We start from the raw sequence: 17,979 nt of genomic DNA on the forward strand, positions 1-17,979 counted from the left end.
GTGGAAACCATCGCACTGACGATCAATGGCCGTGCCGCTGCGGGTGCCTGCGCGCACCGCACGCACCTGGGAGACTTCCTGCGCGACGGGCAGGGTCTGACCGGTACCCACCTGGGTTGCGAACACGGGGTTTGCGGTGCCTGCACCGTGCTGGTCGACGACAAGCCCGTACGCTCCTGCATCACGTTCGCTAGCGCCTGCGCCGGCAGCAAGGTGGTGACCATCGAAGGCTATGACGACGATGCCGTGATGCGCGAGTTGCGCGCCGCGTTCAACAAGCACCACGCGCTGCAATGCGGCTATTGCACGCCCGGCATGCTCGCCACCGCGCGCGACATCGTGCTGCGGCTGCCGGATGCCGACGAAGCCACCATCCGCCACGAGCTTTCCGGCAACCTCTGCCGCTGCACCGGCTATATGGGCATCGTGGCTGCGATCCGCTCGGTGCTGGAGCAACGGCGGCCGCACGGCGGCGGCACCGCGCAGGCAACCACGCCGGCGCCGCGCGCGTTCGTTTGCTTCACGCCCGCAGCCGATAGCGCCGGCGAGGCGCAAGCCGTTGCCGCGGCCACGGAGGAGACCGAGCGCAGCGCCGACAAGAAAGGCTGGTCGCGCATCGATGGCGGCTTCAGTGTGCCGTTCCCGGTCGATGACGTCTGGCGCTTCATGGCCGACCTGCCCGCGGTGGCCAGTTGCCTGCCGGGTGCCGCGCTGACCGAGCAGGACGGCGACCGCGTCAAGGGCCACGTCGCGATCAAGTTCGGGCCGATGGCGGCGCGCTTCAACGGCGCGGCGCGGCTGGAACGGGACGACCAGAACCGGCGCGGCGTGCTCAAGGGCGCGGGCCAGGACTCGCTGAGCAACTCCAAGGCCGCGGGCGATATCACCTACGTGCTTCAGGCGGTATCGGCGGGCGAGACCGAAGTGCTGATCGACTTGCAGTATTCCCTGCAAGGCCCGCTGGCGCAGTTCTCCCGCTCCGGGCTGGTGCGCGATTTTGTCCGTCGCATGATGGCCGATTTCGGCAAGAACGTGACTCGCAAGATGGACCCGTCGCTGTCGGAGAGCGAGCGCAGCCAGGTCACGCAGATGAATCCGGTATCGATGATGCTGGGGGTGATGTGGGAGAGGGTGAAGCGGCTGTTTGGAGGCGGCCGGGATTAGGCCCCGGGCAGGAGAGAGGGGGCGGCCTCACCCCTTTCTCGCCCGGGGAATGCCTGCAGCCCGGCTACCCGGACCCGGTCGTGACCAGGCCGTGATGGCGGGTCTTGTCGCTCGTGCTGATGATTGTTGCTGGCACTTGCATGGCTCCTGCATTACTGGGTGACGACCACTTCCACGCGCCGGTTCGCGGCGCGTGCGGCGGCGCTGTTGTTGTCCGTCAGTGGTTCGGTGTCGCCCTTGCCGATGGCTTCGAGACGCCCTTTGGCGACGCCCTTGCCGGCCAGGTATTCACTGACCACGGCGGCGCGCTCCTCGGACAGGGCCTGGTTCGAAGCATAGCGGGCGCTCTTGATGGGCTGGTTGTCGCTGTGGCCGGTCACCTGCACCTTGCCCTGCACCTTGTTGAGCTCGGACGCCACCTTGTCCAGCGTCGGCAGCAGCGTTGCGCTGACCTTGGCCTTGCCGGCGCCGAACATAGCGTCGCCCCGGAATATCACGGTGCTGCGGCGGTCGTCGTCCTTGACCGCTACCACGCCGCGCGCAATCTCATCCTTCAGCAACTCGGCCAGGCACAGCGCCTTCGGTGGCGGCGGTGGCTTCATGTTGCCGATCGCGGCAATCTGCTGCACGAGGTCGCGTTCCCGAAGCGTCAGGTGGTACTTGTCCTTGCGTCCCTCGAAATTCTTCACCCGGACGTTGTGGCCTAGAGCGAGCAAGCTGCTCTGGTGGTCCGACGCCACCTGTACCTGTTGCTGGCCTTGGGTATCGTCGTAAAGCGTGTGGTTGCGGCCATTGCCGAACAGTTCCTTGCTCTGGTAGCCGGACAAGGCAAGCTGGTTCGGCAAGTCCCATGGCGGCAGGTTCAGCTGGTTGTTGACGCGCCCGACGATGATCGGCCGGTCCGGGTCGCCGCCCAGCTAGTCAACAATCACTTCCTGGCCGATGCGCGGGAGGTGCGTGCTGCCGAACCGGTCGCCCGAGGCGAAATCTGCGACGCGGACCCAGCAGGAACTGTTTTCGTCATTGTTCCCGTAGCGGTCCCACGGAAACTCGATTCTTATGCGGCCAAAGTTGTCGCACCAGATTTCCGTATTGGCTGGGCCGACAACCCTGGCGACGTGATAGCCGCCGATCCTGGGTTTCTCCACGAGCCCAGGCCGAAAGATCTCGCTGGTCGGCTGCGCTTCGAATTCCACTTCGCAGCGCCATTGCTGGCCGCTGCCGGCGAACTCACCTACGTCCTCGATCAGGAGGTACGTGGCGAAGATCAGGTACTCTCGGTTCGCCTTCGTACGCAGAAAGCGCTCGAGCGTGAAGGTGTGTCCTGGCGCCATCGCGCGCACGTTGCCCTTGCCGCGCACGCGGAAGGCTTGCTGCCGGATCGCTTCCATGCGGATGCGCGCCAGCATGTCGCCCCCTTGGCGGGCATCGCTGCCGGTCTTGGGCTCGGAGAAGTCTCCCGGCCAGGAATAGAGCTGCTGAGTCGAGTGGCTGGTGTCGCGCGGGTCGGCGGCCGAAACGTTCAGGTCCGCGCGTGGGTGGTTGAAGTCGTAGTCCCCGTGCGCCCATTCTCCTGGGATGAGGCGGTCGCGGACTTCGAATTCATAGAGGTGTTCTTCGTCCACGCGGTCCGAGGAGGGATACCAGCTGATCGTTTCGTAGGCGGGGCTGGGGATATTCTGAAAGGCGCCGTTGCCGTCGGTCAGCACCATGCGATGGTGGCCCTCCGAGAATTCCCAATGGAAGTTGATCCCCCATTCCGCGAGCAGGCGGCGCACGAACTGGTAGTCCGTTTCGCCGGCCTGTAGCTGATATTCGCGCTTTGGGTACTCGATGAGTGAAAGCCGGCGCTCGACTGGGAAGGCATATTTGCTCAACACCGCTTCCACGATTTCCAGCACCGTCATGTTCTGGTATCGCTTGAAGGTGCTGGTGAGCGTGGCGAGCCACAGCCACGGGCGCAGCGTCAGGCGGTAGCGGATGCGCTCGTTCTCATGGAAGGGACCGCGCACGTCGGTGACGATGCCGGTAATTTCACGCACGCCCTTGCCGAAGCCGCCCGCCATGCCAGTGCCGGAGCCGTCCAGCTCGATGCTGACGGTCAACTCCTGGCCCTGCATGGCTTCGAGGTCGAAGTCGCCCGCCGGGCCGTACAGCGCATTGCGGTCGTCGGGCGTCTTCAGGTCCAGTTCGTATTCGAACAGGGAATTGATGCCCTCGGTGCCGAACAGGTAACTTCTCAATAAGCCGGGGCAAGGCCAGGTGGTGGGGCGTGGCCGGTGACTGGAATGTCGGCGTGGAAATATCGGCGCGAGCTTGCCGCAAGCCGCAACGCGTTCCACTTGTAAACGCTGGGTGGGGATGTTAACTTTCGCCGTCGCCATTCACGCTGCCCGATCATGACCACTTGCCAAAAATTCACGCCGCCGGACATCGCGCGAGAAGGATTGACGCCAAAAGAACTTGAGGTGTTGGCATGGGTTGAGGGATTGGTCGACATGGCCAATGGCTTGCAGCAGGAGACGGAGCAACTGGAACAGGAACTCGCCGAGTTGAGAAGAGCGGAAAAGCGCGCGTAGCCTGACTGCGGCCGTGAAGAAGAAACTTGTTGCGCCGTTCATTGCCGAGGCCGAACGCACGCCGGCGGTGCTGAAGGTGCTGGCCTGGGGTGAAGGTCTGGTGGAGCTCATCCATCGTCTGGTGGAGAACGCGGGGCACATGAAGGACGAAGTCGCGGTGCTCAAGGGAGAGAAGAAGCGCCCTACGTTCAAACCAAGCCGTATGCATGAGGAGGCCGGCAAAACCAGCGAGTCCAATCGGCAGCAGCAGGGCAAACCAGCCAGACGACGCGGTTCGCCCGCCAGGAGCAAGACGGGGCAGCTGAAGATCGATTGCGAGCAAGTCATCCAGCCGGCCGAGTCGATCCCGTCTGGCTCGCGGTTCAAGGGCTACCGGGATTTCGTGGTCCAGGACCTCGTGATGGGGACACACAATACGCGCTACCGGCTCGCACGCTGGCAGACCCCGGACTGTCAAACGCTGACCGGGCAACTGCCCAAGGCCGTTGCCGGCAGCCACTTTGGCGCGACACTGGTCAGTTACGTGCTGTACCAATATCACCACTGCCACGTGACGCAGCCGCTGCTGTGCGAGCAGTTGCGGGAATGGGGTATCGAGATCTCGTCCGGGCAGATGAATGCGCTGCTGCAGGAGGACAAGGGGCGATTCCACGAGGAAAAGGAGGATCTGCTGTCGACGGGGCTGGCGCTCTCGGCGTATGTGACGGTCGACGACACCGGCACGCGGCATCAGGGCCGCAACGGCTACGTCACCCACATCGGTAACGAACATTTCGCCTGGTTCAAAAGCACAAGCACGAAGAGCCGCATCAATTTCCTCGAACTGCTCGCGGCGGGACATGGCTACCAGGTCAACGACGAGGCCCTCTCCTCCATGAAAAAGCGTGGGCTCCCACAGGCGTTCGTTGATGGGCTGCGTCAGCATGAGTGCGCGAGCTTTGCCGACCAGAGTGCGTGGCTGTCTCACCTGGACAGCCTGGGCATGGACGTTACCCGCCACCGGAACATCGCCACCGAAGGGGCGTTACTGGGCAGCCTGAGGCGACGTGGCGTCGCCCAGGATCTGGCCATCATTAGCGATGATGCGGGACAGTTCAATGTGTTGATTCACGGCTTATGCTGGGTCCACGCCGAGCGTCTCGTGCACAAGCTGCTGCCGCTCAATGACCTACATCGCGAGGATATTGCCCGTGTGCGCGGCGATATCTGGTCGCTCTATGCGGATCTGAAGGAATACAAGCAGAATCCGACGATCCAGCGCAAAGCCGAACTGCAAAAACGCTTTGACGCAGTCTTCATCCAAAAGACCCGTTACGCGACGCTGGACCGTTTGCTCAGACGCCTTCACAAGAACAAGTCCGAGCTGCTCTTGGTGCTCGAACGCCCCGAGATCCCACTGCATACCAACGGCAGTGAACGCGACATTCGCGACCACGTGAAAAAGCAGAAGATCAGTGGCGGCACGCGCAGCGAACTCGGTCGCCAATGCCGTGACACCTTCTCGAGCTTGAAGAAGACCTGTCGAAAGCTGGGAATCTCGTTCTGGGAATACCTGGCCGACCGCATCTCACACACCAATCACATTCCCCTCCTTCCCCACATCCTCGGACAGCGCATCGCTCTCTCCACCTGAGCCGCGTGCCGCCGTTTGCCCCGCTTTATTGAGAAGCTACCCGAACAGCCTGGAAAACACCAGCAGCGGCTGTCCCAACAGTTCCGGTAGGCCGGCACCGGAAACGGTGACGGTACGAGAGGAAAATGGCAATCGACTACCCATGCAATCACGCTCCGCGAAAATAGGATTGGTTGCTACCGTAGACAACCAATGAGTGGGTGTCTTGCGGGGCTATTGCTGCGCTACTTGCCAAAGGCGCAACGACCGAAGGGGGTAGTAAATTGGGTAACGTCGATAGGGGAATCGGACGGGTCCTAAGAATTCGCGGAAAATTCCGCATTAGAGTTCTTAAATTCAGATTGAGGGCGGATTGAAATTACGCTGAAATAGCCCGTCTGATAAGACGGGCATGACGAATGCGGGTTTATGGATTTTTTCGTTGCATTAACATTTATTTCACAATGCGTGGGTAACAAACAACGCTGCCGAAAGCTCGCGCAGCCAAGGCGCTGGCCCGATGGGAGGTGGAGGTTGACGGCGGCGCCCCGGCGAGCGGGGCAACTGGAGGGGAAGGAGGGAACGCGCGCGGGGGCGCGGCGGCGAGGCAGTCGCAAGTGCCGAGCTGAAGAAGGGGGCGTTCTAGTTCATCACCACGTATTCCGGGGGTGATGTGGGAGAGGGTGAGGCCGCTGTTCGGCGCGGGGCGGGATTAGGGTCGCACGAGAAGTGTCGCAAGACGCCTGCCCGAGGCTCATTCCAGATTTGCGGTCGAGGCCTCTGGATAGAGATTCGGTAGCAGAAGATTCAGCGCGTCGAGAGGAAACCCGATGCCCACCTGGCCGCGGTGAGTGGAGGATTCGCTGACCAGGAGCCCGTCCTTCAATAACTGGCTCAACAGCTTACGTCCCGTCCGCTCTCCCAGGCCTGTCATCTGGATGAAGTCCCCACGCGTGACCGGCCCGGCTACCAGGACATGATGAAGCGGCAATGCCGCTTCCTTGCGGTACTCGCGATGGGCCGCCAATTGACTGCGCACTAGCACGAGTCCTTGAATGCGTTCTCGAAGCCCGTCGATGTCAAGCATCGCGGTCATGAACGAAACCTGATCGTCGCACAGTTCAATGAAGAACCGGCACCATTCCCAGAGCATGCTCTCGCTCAGATTGCCTCGCCCATCGAGATCGCCGTGCCGCGGCATATCGGCGTTGGCGAGCAGGCCATAGTAGGTGTCGCGCTTGCGGGCGAGACCCCGGTTGACTGACCAGAGGCCACCGCTCATTCGATACAACGCGCTGTGCGTCTGCAGTCTTGCAGCGCGGCCATTCCCGTCGAGAAACGGATGGGTCCAGACGGTCCTATGGTGTCCTGCCGCGATGGTGTAGAGCAGGGCATCCAGTCCATGCAAACGGCCATACACCTGATCCATTCTGGCCAGGAACTTGGGTAGGGAGGTATGCGTGGGCGGCTGATGATGCCCGATTGTGACGTCTTCCGTCCGCATCTGACCGGGCTTGATGATGCGCCCTTCCGGGGTGGTCCGATCCTCGGCGGACAATCGGCTGTAAAGCGCCTTGTGGGCAAGGAGGAGAACGTCGCTCTTCAGGGCCGATGCCTCGTCCATCCCTGCCTGTTCCAGTTCCCGTTCAGCGTCGATGTGCGCTACGGCGATCCGCTGCCTTTTTGCGATATCGGGCTCGGCCGAGAAGTCCTTGTGCAATGCCTTCTCGATGTTCGACGGGTGAGTGCTTTGACCCTCGATCCGGTTTGAGTAGTAGGAGTTCATGGACCGGACTAGCTCGCGCAGGCGAACTCGGGCGGACGGGCTCAAGGCGCCCTGCAAGCGCTGCGCTTTTTCAACCACACCCCGGGTCTTGCTGACAAGTTGCTCAAGCTTTGCCTGGGGTAGAAGTGGTTCGAACTGGTGCGGCTTGTCGTAGACAGCCAGAACAGCTGGGGGTACGCTACTCATTATGCCGGTTTATTGTCCTGTTTCTGTCGAAAAAAACGTATTATATACAACAAGTTAGGATTATAAATAGATGTAAACATGTATTCATGTTGCCGGTTATTTTGCCGCGTCGTTTTCCGTCTCCCATGCAGCACTTTCGACACAGGCTTACAGCTTTGACGACGCCAGCCGCGCGGCGAGCCCAAGGAACACCACGCCCGCAAACCAGTTCAGCGCGCGCTGCGCGCGTGCCGAGCGCAGCAGCAGGGCGCCGAACATGGCCGAGAAGTAGGCGATGACGGAAAAGACAAGCAGGGTGGCGATGATGAACACCACGCCCAGCACCATGATCTGCAGCGCGATATGGCCACGGTCCGGCGCGACGAACTGCGGCAGGAACGCGAGGAAGAAGATCACCACCTTGGGGTTGGTCAGGTTCATCACCACGCCCCGCCGATACATCCGCCCCGCGCCGGCCTTGTCGCCGTTGCCCTGGCTCATCGCGCCCACCGGGGCGCGGAACGCCTGCCAGGCAAGATAGGCCAGGTACAGCGCGCCAGCGATCTTGAGCACCATGAACGCGACCTTGGACGCGGCGAACAGCGCGGCCAGGCCAAAGGCGACCGCGGCCGTATGCACCAGCAGCCCGGTGCACAGGCCAAGCACCACGACCATGCCGGCGCGGGGCCCCCGCATGGCGGATTGCAGCAGCACAAAGACATTGTCCGGGCCGGGCGTCAGTCCAAGCACCACGGCGATGCCGAAGAATGGCAACAGGGTCTCGATCGGTGGCATGCGCTTAACTCCTTTGCCGCGGATATCGCGTTGTCGGGTGGGATCCCATATCGGGAAAAAGCCGTGGCCGGGGCAGCAGGACGGCCCCCCGAATACTGCCACCCTGGCAACGTCTTGCGCCAGCGCGGTGAATCCGCTGCCAGGCTACGGATGCCACGTCGCCGGACTGCCCGAGGCCGCCGCCGGCGCAGGCCGATGGCTCCCGGCCATGGCATAGGATAGCTGGTTGGCCGCGTCCACCACCGTCTGTGCCAGGGCAATCAGCCGCTCCTCGCTGAGCCGCGAAGTCGGCCCGGAAATGCAGGCGGACCCTAGCAGCCGCCAATGCAGGCCGAACACCGGCGCGGAAACGCTGGAGACTTCGGGCTCGCGCTCGCCCATCGACAAGTGATAGCCCCGCCGCCGGATCGATTCATAAGGCTCGCCCGGCTCTCCTGAGAACGCCAGGATGACGCGCCCCGGCGCCCCGCTGTCCAGCGGCAGCGCCGAGCCGATGCGTACATGGTGCCGGATGGCCTGCGGGCCCTCCACGCGCACCAGGCACATGCGCTGATGGCCCTCGCGCACATAGAACGATGCGCTCTCCCCAGTCTTGATCGTCAGCTCCCGCAGCACCGGCTCAACCACTTCGTACACGTTGAAGGTGGCCTGGTAGCACGCACCCAGCCAGCCGGCAGCACGCCCGAGCCGCCAGCTGCCGTCTTCCTTCTGCACCAGGTAGTTGTCGGACGCCAGCGTGCGCGCCAGGCGCAGCACCGTGGTCTTGTGGATGCCCGTGCGCCGGCTGAGTTCCGCCAGTGTGAGCTGTGCGTCGCTTACGCCGAAGGCTTCCAGGACGCGCAGCGCCCGCCGTACTGCGATCACGCCGCCGCCTGCGTCGTCGGCCGCCTCACTGGCAATGGGGGAATTGGAGGGGACCATGGTGTGGAATGGGGTTCGTACAGTGAAACGGTATTGTACTGTGTGCAACGACCATCCAGAATCCGTTCCAACAAATAACGAGCTGGAGACAAGCAATGCACTTGCTGCGCCGCGGCCTGACCACCGCTCTCTTTTGTGCCCTGGCCATCCCGGCCCTGGCACAGACCCAAACCTATCCTGCCAAGCCCATCCGCGTGATCGTGCCGTTCCCGGCCGGCGGCGGCACGGACATCATTGCCCGCGAGGTCACCAACAAGGTGGCGATGGCCATGGGCTGGCGCTTCGTGGTGGACAACAAGCCGGGCTCGGGCGGCAACCTCGGCGTGGACGCCGCGGCCAAGGCCAGCGGCGACGGCTACACCATCGTGCTGGGCCAGACCAGCAACCTTGCCATCAACCCCGCGCTCTACCGCAAGCTGCCGTACGACGTGGCGAAGGACCTTACGCCGGTGGGCCTGGTCGCCAGCGCACCGCTGGTGCTGGTGACCAACGTGGATTCGCCCTACAAGACGCTGGCCGATGTGATTGCTGCCAGCAAGGCGCATCCGGGCACTATCAACATCGCCTCGCCGGGCAACGGCACCGTGGCGCACCTGACCAGCGAGCTGTTCCAGAAGACGGCCGGCATCAAGCTCACCCACGTGCCGTACAAGGGCGCGGCCCAGGCCGTCAATGACCTGATTGGCGGGCAGGTGCAGCTGTACCTGTCGTCGGTGCCGACGCTGATCGGCCATATCCGCAACGGCAAGATGCGCGCGCTGGCCGTCACCTCGGGCAAGCGCATGGACGACCTGCCCAACGTGCCCACCATTGCCGAGTCCGGCTACAGCGGGTTCGAGGCCGTGACGTGGTTCGGTTTCGTGGCGCCCGCCGCCACGCCCAGGGACATCGTGGCGCGCCTGAATGCCGAGTTCAACAAGGCGCTCCAGGTGCCCGAGCTGAAGAAGAAGCTGAGCGACCAGGGCGCTGATGTACTGGGCGGCACCCCCGAGCAGTTCGGCGCGCTGCTGAAGAAGGACACCGTTCGCTGGTCAGCCGCCGTCAAGGCATCCGGCGCGCAGGTTGACTGATCTCCGGCATTCACAGCTACCCCGTCGCCGTCCCCGAATCCCCTGAACCCGAATCCCCGAATCCAAGGAGCCATGCCATGAGCCTGCCCAACATCATCAAATCCTTCGACCGCGTACCTGCCGACATCGTCGCCCAGGCCGCGAAATTCCAGCCCGCGATCCTGGCCGACGTGGCCGGCCGCCGCGGCGCGCTGCACGGCCGCATCAGGGCGTTGCGCCCGCATATGAAGCTGGCCGGCACCGCCTTCACGGTGGAAGTGCGCCCCGGCGACAACCTGATGATCCACGCCGCGCTGGCGCTGGCGCAGCCCGGTGATGTGCTGGTGATCGACGGCAAGGGCGACCAGAGCAGCGCGCTGATGGGTACCATCATGATGAATGCATGCCGCCAGCGCGGCATTGCCGGCGTGGTGATCGACGGCGCGGTGCGCGACAGCCTGGATATCGACGACATGGATTACCCGGTGTTCTCGGTGGGCACCAACCCCAACGGCCCGACCAAGGAAGTGGGCGGGCGCATCGGCCACCCGGTCTCGGTCGGCGGCGTCACGGTCCACCCCGGGGACTTCATCTGCGGCGATGCCGATGGCCTGGTCGTGGTGGAGCGGGAAAAGATCGCCTCGCTGCTGCCGCTCGCCGAGCACAAGGAAGCCGCCGAAGCGCGCCGCATCGCCCAGATAAAGGAAGGCAAGACTAACGCGCCGTGGCTGGTTGCCTCGTTGATCACCGCTGGCGTGCTGAAAGAGGGAGAGACGCTGTGAGCACCAAGCCTGCCATCCTCGTCACCGCGGCTGACCTGGCGCCACAAGCCGAGGCATTGCTCGGCGATTACGAAATCGTCTATGCCGGCAAGACCCCCCAGCCCGCCGATCTGGTGGCGCTGGCGCAGCGCCACAACCCGGTCGGCATCATCGTGCGCTACGGCGCCGTGACGCCGGAAATCATGGATGCCGCACCCGCGCTGAAGGTCATCTCCAAGCACGGCAGCGGCACCGACACCATCGACAAGCCCGCCGCCGCAGCGCGCGGCATCGAGGTAACGGCAGCGGTTGGCGCCAATGCCGCAGCCGTTGCGGAGCAGGCCCTGGCGTTGCTGCTGGGCTGCGCCAAATCCGTCGTGACGCTCAACGAACGCATGCATGCCGGCCACTGGGACAAGGCCACGCACAAGAGCTTCGAGCTGGCGGGCCGCACCATTGGCCTGATCGGCCTGGGCGCCATCGGCCGGCGCTTCGCCAGGATGTGCGATGCCATGGGCATGCGCGTGATCGGCTTCGATCCATACGCCCGCGACCTGCCGGACTATATCGAGTCCGTGGACCTGGAAACGATCTGGAAGGAGTCGGACGCAATCTCGCTGCACTGCCCGCTGACCGCCGACAACAAGGCGATGATCAACGCGCAAACGCTGGCACGCTGCAAGCCCGGCGTGATGCTGGTCAACACCGCACGCGGCGGGCTGATCGACGAACCCGCACTGCTGGCCGCGGTGCAGTCCGGACAGGTGGCCATCGCAGGGCTGGACAGCTTCGCGGTCGAGCCCATGACGGTGCCGCATATCTTCCACGGCCAGCCCGGTTTTCTGCTCAGCCCCCACATCGGCGGCGTGACCAGCGCCGCCTATGTGAACATGGGCGTGGCGGCCGCGCAGAACACGGTCGGCGTGCTGGCTCGGGCGCAAGCCCCGGTTCTGGCCAAGGCCTGAAGACCGAAGCCGGCCCCCGCCCGGGCCAGGGAAAATACAAGGCAGGAGACACCATGAAAACCAAACCGAACCGCGCATCGGCACTGCGCCGTTGCGCGCTGGGCGCGATCGCTTTCATCGCCCTATCCGCCCACGCACAAACCTGGCCCGACAAGCCCGTCAGGATCGTGGTCCCATACCCCCCAGGTGGCGCCGTCGACGCAGTCACCCGAAAAATGGCCCAATGCCTCACCGAACAAACCGGCCAGAGCTTCGTCGTCGAAAACAAGGCAGGCGCCACCGGCACCATTGGTACCGTGCAAGTCGCGCGCGCCCCAGCCGACGGCTACACGCTGCTCGCCAACGACACCACGTATTCCCTGCTGCCGCACATTTTCAAGAAACTGCCGTTCGATTACGCGAATGACCTGCAGCCGGTAGCCGCTTTCGTGTTCGCGCCGATGGCCGTGGCGGTCAAGGCCGACAGCAGGTTCAAGACCATGAGCGACCTGATCGCTGCCGCGCGCGCGGGCGACGGCAAAGTGAGCTACGGCTCAGGCGGCGCCGGCACCACGCCGCATTTCGCTAGCGAAGCCCTGGGCGTGGCCACCAGCGCGCACTTCATGCACGTGCCGTTCAAGGGCGCGGGCGAGGCCACGCTGGCGCTGCTCGGCGGCACGGTGGACTACCAGATCGCTTCCACGCCCGGCGTCATCGGGCAAGTCAAGGGCGGCAGCCTGCGCCTGCTGGCAGTGAGCGGCGACAAGCGCCTTGCTGCGCTGCCCAATGTGCCGACGTTTGCCGAGGCAGGGCTCAAGGGCTATGGTGTAGTCAACTTTACCGGCCTGTGGGCGCCCAGGGGCACGCCGCCGAAGGTGCTGGAGCGCCTTCAGAAAGAAGTGGCTGCGGCCATGGCCTCCCAGGGCATGAAGACCTTTGCCGAAGGCATTGGCGCGAATCCGGGCTACTGGGATGCGTCGACATTTTCCAGGCAGCTTGCCGAGCGCACGGCGTTCTGGGGCAAGGTGGCGGCCAATACCGCTTTTGAAAGGCAATAAGCCATGTTCCTGCTGAATGCCCCGGAAGTCCGTGAGCTGGACCTTTTTACCCGTATGCCGGCGAAATACCGCCAGCCCAGGCGCACGATCTGGGCCGATGCCAACCAGGGCGGGCGTGAGATCGATGCCTTCCTGGAAGGGCCGGTGTTCGACAGCGCCGGCAATCTCTATGCCACCGATATCCCCTACGGCCGCGTCTTTCGCATCGATCCAAAGGGCGGGTGGGAGCTGGTGGCCCAGTGGGACGGCGAGCCCAATGGCATGAAGTTTCTCAGCGCGGCCGAACTGCTGGTGACGGACTACCGCAATGGCCTGATGCTGCTCGACACGCGCAGCGGAACCGTGGCGCCTTACCTTGGCCGCCGCAATACCGAGAGCTTCAAAGGGGTCAACGACCTCACCATCGATTCGCAAGGGAACATCTATTTCACGGACCAGGGGCAGACCGGGCTGCACGATCCTACCGGCCGCGTCTATCGCCTGAGCGCCGCGGGCAGGCTGGAGCTGCTGCTGTCCAACGTGCCCAGCCCCAACGGCATCGTGCTGTCCCCGGATGAGAAGTTCCTGTTCGTGGCGGTGACCCGGGGCAATTGCGTCTGGCGCATGCCGATCCTTGCCGATGGCAGCGTATCCAAGACCGGCCAGTTCTTTACGTCATATGGCCCGAGCGGCCCGGACGGGCTGGCCATGGATGCCTCCGGCCGGTTGCTGGTGGCGAACCCGGGGCTGGGCTACGTCTGGGTGCTGAACCACCGCGCCGAGCCGGTGCAGGTGCTGCGTGGCCCCGCCGGGCATTCCCTGACCAATCTCGCCTTTGGCGGCGCGGCCGGCAAGACGCTGTTCGTGACGGACTCCACGGCGGGAAGCATCCTGTGCATCGAAATGGATGTGGCCGGGCTGCCGATCGTCCCACGCAAGCATTCAACGGGAGACCCGGCATGACGCAACGCTGGAAGCACAGCCCAGAGGGCAGCCACTGGGGCGAGTTCGGAGACGACGACCAGCGCGGCCGGATGAACCTGGTGGACAGGGCCAAAGTACTGCAGGGCATCGCCGAAGTGAAGGAGGGGATGACGTTCTGCTTGTCGCTGCCGCTGGACGTGCCGGGCGGCTCGGCGATGAATCCGCGCCGGCAGCCGCCGCGCCGCTTCGCGGTCCTGCGCGACGGCAAGAGCGCGGGGCAGCAGGGCTTCTGCTGGTCGTACGCGTCCGAGGATCCGAACATCACCGATGTGGTCAACGATGACGTGGTGCTGATGAGCCTGCAGTACTCGACGCAGTGGGACAGCCTCGCACACGTTGGCAGTCACTTCGACGCTGATGGCGACGGCGAGCCGGAGGCGGTCTTCTACAACGGCTTCAAGGCGGGAGAGCATATCCGGCCCGGCCATGAAGTCAGCGGCGCCGAGCCCTGGGCGCGCTACCAGGATCCGGTGGCGCAAGCGCTCAGCATCGCGGTGCTGGCGGAGCACGGGGCGCAAGGCCGCGGCGTGATGCTGGACCTCGAACACCATATCGGCCGCAAGCGCCATGCCGTCGGGTACGACGAGCTGATGCGCATCCTCGAGACCGACAACGTCCAGGTGGAAACCGGCGACATGGTCTGCATCCACACCGGTTTTGCCGACACGCTGCTGGCGATGAACGGCAACCCGGATGTCAAGCACCTGCATGACAGCGGCACCGGCCTCGACGGTTACGACAGCAAGCTGCTGAACTGGATCGTCGACACCAGGCTGGCGTGCCTGCTGGCCGACAACCCGGCGGTGGAACTGGTGATGCCGAAGCCGTTGAGCCCGTCGCCGATCCGCGGGCCGCGCCTGCCGCTGCACGCGCATTGCCTGTTCAAGAACGGCATTCATCTTGGCGAGCTGTGGTATCTGACGCCGCTGGCACGCTGGCTCCGCGCGCACGGGCGCAGCCGCTTCCTGCTGACCGCGCCGCCGCTGCGCCTGCCCGGCGCGGTTGGCTCGCCGGCGACGCCGATTGCCACGGTCTAGCCGGCCGCTTTACCGAATTCAACGCATTGCAAATCGACGGGGTCGAAGACATGCACAAGAAGTTTGTCGCCAAGTGGCTGATAGTGGCCCTGCCCCTGTTCGGGGCTACGGTCACCGCCAATGCCAACGCCGCTGGCTATCCGGACCATCCCATTCGCCTGGTGGTGCCTTACCCGGCCGGCGGTGCGGCGGACACCGTGGCGCGGATCCTGGCCGCCCCGCTTGGCGCCAAGCTTGGGCAGACGGTGGTGGTCGACAATCGTCCGGGCGCCAGCGGCGTCATTGGCGCAGGTGCGGTAGCGAAGGCGGCGGCCGACGGCTACACGCTGCTGCTCGACGCTACTGCCCACTCGGTCAACCCCAGCCTGCAGCCCCGGCTACCGTACGACACCAGCAAGGACTTCGTCCCGGTTTCGCTCGTCGTGCTGGTGCCGAATCTTCTCGTCGTGCCGCCGAACTCGCCGTTCAACAATCCCCAGGACCTGATTGCCGCCGCCAAGGCAAAACCTGGCAAGCTGAGCTATGCGTCCGCCGGCCCGGGAACCGCCCAGCATCTCGCGGCGGCCTTGTTCAGCCAGCAGTCCGGGCTGAACCTGCTGCACGTGCCGTACAAGGGCGGCGCGCCGGCGCTGAGCGACCTGATGGGCGGTCAGGTGGACCTGATGTTCAGCAACATGGCGGCCTCGTACCCGCTCGTCAAAGGCCAGAAGCTGAAGGTGCTTGCCACCACGGGGGCCAAGCGCGCTCCCGCGCTGCCCGATACGCCCACGGTGGCGGAGTCCGGGCTGGCGGGCTACCAGGTCTACGAATGGAACGGGATCTTCGCACCCGCCGGCACGCCGCCGGCGATCGTGGACCGGCTTAGCACCCTGGTGCGGCAAATCCTCCAGTCGCCAGAGGTGAGGCAACGCTTGCTTGCCATCGGCGCCGAGCCGGCCGGCTCCACCCCGGCGGAGTTCAAGCGTTTCGTCGATGGCGAAACAGTGAAATGGGCGCGGGTCATCAAGGACGGGAGCATCAAGCCTGAATAGGCGCCGGAAAGTGTAGGGCGCGGCCCGACAGCCTCCCGGACCCATTTGCCTTACCCTCGGCATGTGCCGCGACGCATTCGCGTACGGCGCCTTGTCGGCAAGAGAGTCCGGATCGATCGGCCCCCGCCCCTACATCTGCTGCTTGTCCGTGCCCTCGGCAGGCCCCTGCGCCACCTGCGCCGTGCCAATGCAAAAAGCCCGTGCGGCGAGAACCGTACGGGCTTTGGAATCTGGTTGCGGGGGCAGGACTTGAACCTGCGACCTTCGGGTTATGAGCCCGACGAGCTGCCAACTGCTCCACCCCGCGGGCCGAAATATACGCGGGTTGGCGGGCAATGGATAGTCCTGATTGGAATTATTTGCCAGCATCGTCTATCGATCACGTTAGTGCGAGGCCGGCCACGCACGCATTGACGGCGCGCGAACGGGGCCACGGGCGCGAGAATGTGCGAGCTCGCGTGAGATCGATGGCGCACCTTGATTGAATTTGAGCGGCAGAATTCGCCCGCCAGCTTCATGCCACGATCGCCGAAGCCGGCCCCGGGACAGCCAGCTCCGCCAGAGCCCGAAACGCCTGCTTTCAGCCCACGCTGCCTTCCTTCGGCTCCGGCACGAGACTGAACTGCGCGGACAGGTCGTTATCGTCACCCAGCGGGCCATCGGTCCGCACAAGCCCCTTCGCGGTGAGCTTGGTCAGTGTCCGGACGGCCTGGATCGGGCTGACGCCCGTGGCCTTTGCGATCTGATATGCATCCATCGGGGTGCCCGTTTTCTTCAGGGCGTCGATTACTGCCTGGCGGGTGTCGTGGTTGTTGTTCATTTCCGGGTGTAGGTTGAGTCTGCTCAGACTAGACGAGGTGGCCCGCCTGCGCAACCCCGCATTCTCGCGAATAGATCAGTCCAAAAAGTTGCGCCATCGCCATCGCACGTCAGAATAGAGGGTCTGACGGCAAGCATCGCAAGAATAATGAAGCAGACACTCCTTCTGATTGATGGCCTGAACATCCTGCGCCGGGTTTACGAAGCCAACCCATCGGAAGACATTCCGGCCAAGGTCGAAGGGGCTGTGATCTCGGCCCTGGCCTCGTTCCGCCGCGCCTTGGCCGAATGCAGGCCCACGCATGCGCTGGCGGCATTCGATGCCGGCGGCAAGACCTGGCGGCACGCGCTGTATCCGCAATATCGCCAGCACCGCAAGCCCATGGACCCGGAGCTGGCCGACGTCATTCCCGATTTCCGCCTGACGCTGACGGAGGTGCTCGGGCTCCAGACTGCCTCGGCCGACGGTTACGAGGCGGACGACATCATCGCCACCGTCTTCTACCGCTGGACCGCGAGCAAGGAGGGGCAGGCGATTCCGGTGAGCACGGACAAGGACGTGCTCCAGCTGATCGCCGACGGCGCGATCGTACGCAACCATTTCGCGACGGCGAAGAACGGCGAGCCGTCCTGGTTTGACGAAAGCTACGTCATGGACAAGTTCGGTGTCGGCAGCCACCAGCTGGCGGATTACCTCGCCATGCTGGGAGACAGCACGGACGGCATTCCCGGCGTCGAAAAGATCGGGGCGAAGACCGCCGTGAAGCTCCTGCAGCGCTATGGCGACCTGGAGACCGTGCTGGCCAACGCGTCCGGGGAGAAAGGCGTGATCGGCAAGAACCTGGCGGAGCAGGCACACCTGGCGAGGCTCTCCCGCCAGTTGCTGTCGCTCAAGACCGATGTCCAGCTTGGGCTGACGTGGAACATGCTGCGCGTGGGCGACACGGCGGGGGACCCGTCCTGATGCCCGGTTGCCGCCGGCGCGTGACTCTGCAAAGTGGCTGATAGAGAGCCTTTAATATCCAGCTGGTGCTCCCGTGGTGCAGACTAGCGCATACCGCGGGAGGCCAAAGTTTGCGGCCACTCGACACATTTGACGTCCTTATATGAACACCGCCCGGGATGCCAAGGTTCGTTGAAAGGCTTTGGCTTGTAGTATCGGTTGCTGTCTTATATCCGGTCTTTGTGCAGGACCGTGCCTGCGGACCTTGATGGAATCAGCCGGGAACGACTCCATCTCCCACAACGGGCTGTAAGCCTCTCGTGGACGTCATCGAGTTTGCGTTCCCGCGGTC

The 17,979-nt window shown here is 64.1% G+C and carries 17 protein-coding genes and 1 tRNA gene; 11 read left to right on the forward strand and 7 right to left on the reverse strand.

The window, feature by feature from the left end; translation table 11 throughout:
- Entirely contained in the window at nt 1-1,164 is a 1,164-nt protein-coding gene (locus ACZY0R_RS14090; protein ID WP_488858976.1) for a xanthine dehydrogenase family Fe-S subunit, read from the forward strand.
- Nucleotides 1,165-1,316: 152 nt separating this feature from the next.
- Here the strand turns inward: ACZY0R_RS14090 and tssL are convergent, their stop codons facing one another.
- Together tssL and ACZY0R_RS14100 are read right to left on the reverse strand one after the other, a co-directional pair.
- On the reverse strand, nt 1,317-2,009 hold the full coding sequence (tssL, locus tag ACZY0R_RS14095) for a type VI secretion system protein TssL, long form (RefSeq protein WP_488858977.1): 693 nt from the start codon (nt 2,007-2,009) through the stop codon (nt 1,317-1,319).
- 72 nt (nt 2,010-2,081) lie between these two features.
- Nucleotides 2,082-3,407 carry a type VI secretion system Vgr family protein gene (locus tag ACZY0R_RS14100; protein WP_488858978.1) on the reverse strand — a complete coding sequence of 442 codons (1,326 nt, stop codon included), beginning with the start codon at nt 3,405-3,407 and terminating at the stop codon, nt 2,082-2,084.
- A 156-nt stretch (nt 3,408-3,563) separates the two neighbouring features.
- On the opposite strand from ACZY0R_RS14100, the gene ACZY0R_RS14105 reads away from it, so the two are divergent.
- The gene (locus tag ACZY0R_RS14105) at nt 3,564-3,743 is read left to right on the forward strand and encodes a hypothetical protein (protein ID WP_488857125.1); all 180 of its coding nucleotides are present in this window, start codon (nt 3,564-3,566) and stop codon (nt 3,741-3,743) included.
- 13 nt (nt 3,744-3,756) lie between these two features.
- Nucleotides 3,757-5,376 carry an IS66 family transposase gene (locus ACZY0R_RS14110; protein WP_488858764.1) on the forward strand — a complete coding sequence of 540 codons (1,620 nt, stop codon included), beginning with the start codon at nt 3,757-3,759 and terminating at the stop codon, nt 5,374-5,376.
- Between the two features lie 733 nt (nt 5,377-6,109).
- On the opposite strand, the gene ACZY0R_RS14115 is transcribed toward ACZY0R_RS14110, so the two are convergent.
- The 3 genes from ACZY0R_RS14115 to ACZY0R_RS14125 all read right to left on the reverse strand — a co-directional run bounded on the left by ACZY0R_RS14115 (nt 6,110) and on the right by ACZY0R_RS14125 (nt 9,022).
- Complete coding sequence (locus ACZY0R_RS14115; RefSeq protein WP_488858979.1) at nt 6,110-7,327, reverse strand: Fic family protein; 1,218 nt, start codon at nt 7,325-7,327, stop codon at nt 6,110-6,112.
- 147 nt (nt 7,328-7,474) lie between these two features.
- Nucleotides 7,475-8,101, reverse strand: a complete 627-nt coding sequence (locus ACZY0R_RS14120; protein WP_488858980.1) for a LysE family translocator — start codon at nt 8,099-8,101, stop codon at nt 7,475-7,477.
- A gap of 144 nt (nt 8,102-8,245) precedes the next feature.
- Nucleotides 8,246-9,022: an IclR family transcriptional regulator gene (locus ACZY0R_RS14125; protein WP_488858981.1), complete on the reverse strand. Its 777-nt coding sequence runs from the start codon at nt 9,020-9,022 to the stop codon at nt 8,246-8,248.
- A 95-nt stretch (nt 9,023-9,117) separates the two neighbouring features.
- Between ACZY0R_RS14125 and ACZY0R_RS14130 the strand changes: the two genes are divergently transcribed.
- The 7 genes from ACZY0R_RS14130 to ACZY0R_RS14160 all read left to right on the forward strand — a co-directional run bounded on the left by ACZY0R_RS14130 (nt 9,118) and on the right by ACZY0R_RS14160 (nt 15,865).
- Nucleotides 9,118-10,092, forward strand: coding sequence for a Bug family tripartite tricarboxylate transporter substrate binding protein (locus tag ACZY0R_RS14130; protein WP_488858982.1), 975 nt, complete (start codon nt 9,118-9,120; stop codon nt 10,090-10,092).
- Between the two features lie 77 nt (nt 10,093-10,169).
- Nucleotides 10,170-10,853: an RraA family protein gene (locus ACZY0R_RS14135; protein ID WP_035872052.1), complete on the forward strand. Its 684-nt coding sequence runs from the start codon at nt 10,170-10,172 to the stop codon at nt 10,851-10,853.
- Entirely contained in the window at nt 10,850-11,797 is a 948-nt protein-coding gene (locus ACZY0R_RS14140; protein ID WP_488858983.1) for an NAD(P)-dependent oxidoreductase, read from the forward strand. Before ACZY0R_RS14135 ends, ACZY0R_RS14140 begins: the two co-directional genes overlap by 4 nt.
- Before the next feature lie 53 nt (nt 11,798-11,850).
- Nucleotides 11,851-12,834 (forward strand): Bug family tripartite tricarboxylate transporter substrate binding protein, encoded by a 984-nt coding sequence (locus ACZY0R_RS14145; RefSeq protein ID WP_488858984.1) that lies wholly within the window; start codon nt 11,851-11,853, stop codon nt 12,832-12,834.
- Nucleotides 12,835-12,837: 3 nt separating this feature from the next.
- Entirely contained in the window at nt 12,838-13,776 is a 939-nt protein-coding gene (locus ACZY0R_RS14150; RefSeq protein ID WP_488858985.1) for an SMP-30/gluconolactonase/LRE family protein, read from the forward strand.
- A complete protein-coding gene (locus ACZY0R_RS14155) occupies nt 13,773-14,834 on the forward strand; it encodes a cyclase family protein (protein WP_488858986.1) in 1,062 nt (353 codons plus the stop codon). Before ACZY0R_RS14150 ends, ACZY0R_RS14155 begins: the two co-directional genes overlap by 4 nt.
- A 50-nt stretch (nt 14,835-14,884) precedes the next feature.
- Nucleotides 14,885-15,865 carry a tripartite tricarboxylate transporter substrate binding protein gene (locus ACZY0R_RS14160; RefSeq protein ID WP_488858988.1) on the forward strand — a complete coding sequence of 327 codons (981 nt, stop codon included), beginning with the start codon at nt 14,885-14,887 and terminating at the stop codon, nt 15,863-15,865.
- Between the two features lie 231 nt (nt 15,866-16,096).
- Here ACZY0R_RS14160 and ACZY0R_RS14165 read toward each other — a convergent pair.
- Nucleotides 16,097-16,172: transfer RNA gene (locus tag ACZY0R_RS14165), tRNA-Met, on the reverse strand.
- Nucleotides 16,173-16,445: 273 nt separating this feature from the next.
- Nucleotides 16,446-16,685, reverse strand: a complete 240-nt coding sequence (locus tag ACZY0R_RS14170; RefSeq protein ID WP_488858990.1) for a helix-turn-helix domain-containing protein — start codon at nt 16,683-16,685, stop codon at nt 16,446-16,448.
- A gap of 147 nt (nt 16,686-16,832) precedes the next feature.
- On the opposite strand from ACZY0R_RS14170, the gene ACZY0R_RS14175 reads away from it, so the two are divergent.
- Nucleotides 16,833-17,648: a 5'-3' exonuclease gene (locus ACZY0R_RS14175; protein ID WP_488858991.1), complete on the forward strand. Its 816-nt coding sequence runs from the start codon at nt 16,833-16,835 to the stop codon at nt 17,646-17,648.
- Nucleotides 17,649-17,979 lie beyond the last annotated feature (331 nt).

The sequence above is a fragment of the Cupriavidus sp. F041 genome (assembly GCF_057814235.1).

Bases quoted from the DNA above. Each gene is read 5' to 3' on its own strand.
- ACZY0R_RS14125 (WP_488858981.1), bottom strand. From the start codon at position 9,022: ATGGTCCCCTCCAATTCCCCCATTGCCAGTGAGGCGGCCGACGACGCA.
- ACZY0R_RS14105 (WP_488857125.1), top strand. From the start codon at position 3,564: ATGACCACTTGCCAAAAATTCACGCCGCCGGACATCGCGCGAGAAGGA.
- ACZY0R_RS14135 (WP_035872052.1), top strand. From the start codon at position 10,170: ATGAGCCTGCCCAACATCATCAAATCCTTCGACCGCGTACCTGCCGAC.
- ACZY0R_RS14160 (WP_488858988.1), top strand. From the start codon at position 14,885: ATGCACAAGAAGTTTGTCGCCAAGTGGCTGATAGTGGCCCTGCCCCTG.
- ACZY0R_RS14170 (WP_488858990.1), bottom strand. From the start codon at position 16,685: ATGAACAACAACCACGACACCCGCCAGGCAGTAATCGACGCCCTGAAG.
- ACZY0R_RS14175 (WP_488858991.1), top strand. From the start codon at position 16,833: ATGAAGCAGACACTCCTTCTGATTGATGGCCTGAACATCCTGCGCCGG.
- ACZY0R_RS14150 (WP_488858985.1), top strand. From the start codon at position 12,838: ATGTTCCTGCTGAATGCCCCGGAAGTCCGTGAGCTGGACCTTTTTACC.
- ACZY0R_RS14145 (WP_488858984.1), top strand. From the start codon at position 11,851: ATGAAAACCAAACCGAACCGCGCATCGGCACTGCGCCGTTGCGCGCTG.
- ACZY0R_RS14115 (WP_488858979.1), bottom strand. From the start codon at position 7,327: ATGAGTAGCGTACCCCCAGCTGTTCTGGCTGTCTACGACAAGCCGCAC.
- ACZY0R_RS14130 (WP_488858982.1), top strand. From the start codon at position 9,118: ATGCACTTGCTGCGCCGCGGCCTGACCACCGCTCTCTTTTGTGCCCTG.
- ACZY0R_RS14155 (WP_488858986.1), top strand. From the start codon at position 13,773: ATGACGCAACGCTGGAAGCACAGCCCAGAGGGCAGCCACTGGGGCGAG.
- ACZY0R_RS14120 (WP_488858980.1), bottom strand. From the start codon at position 8,101: ATGCCACCGATCGAGACCCTGTTGCCATTCTTCGGCATCGCCGTGGTG.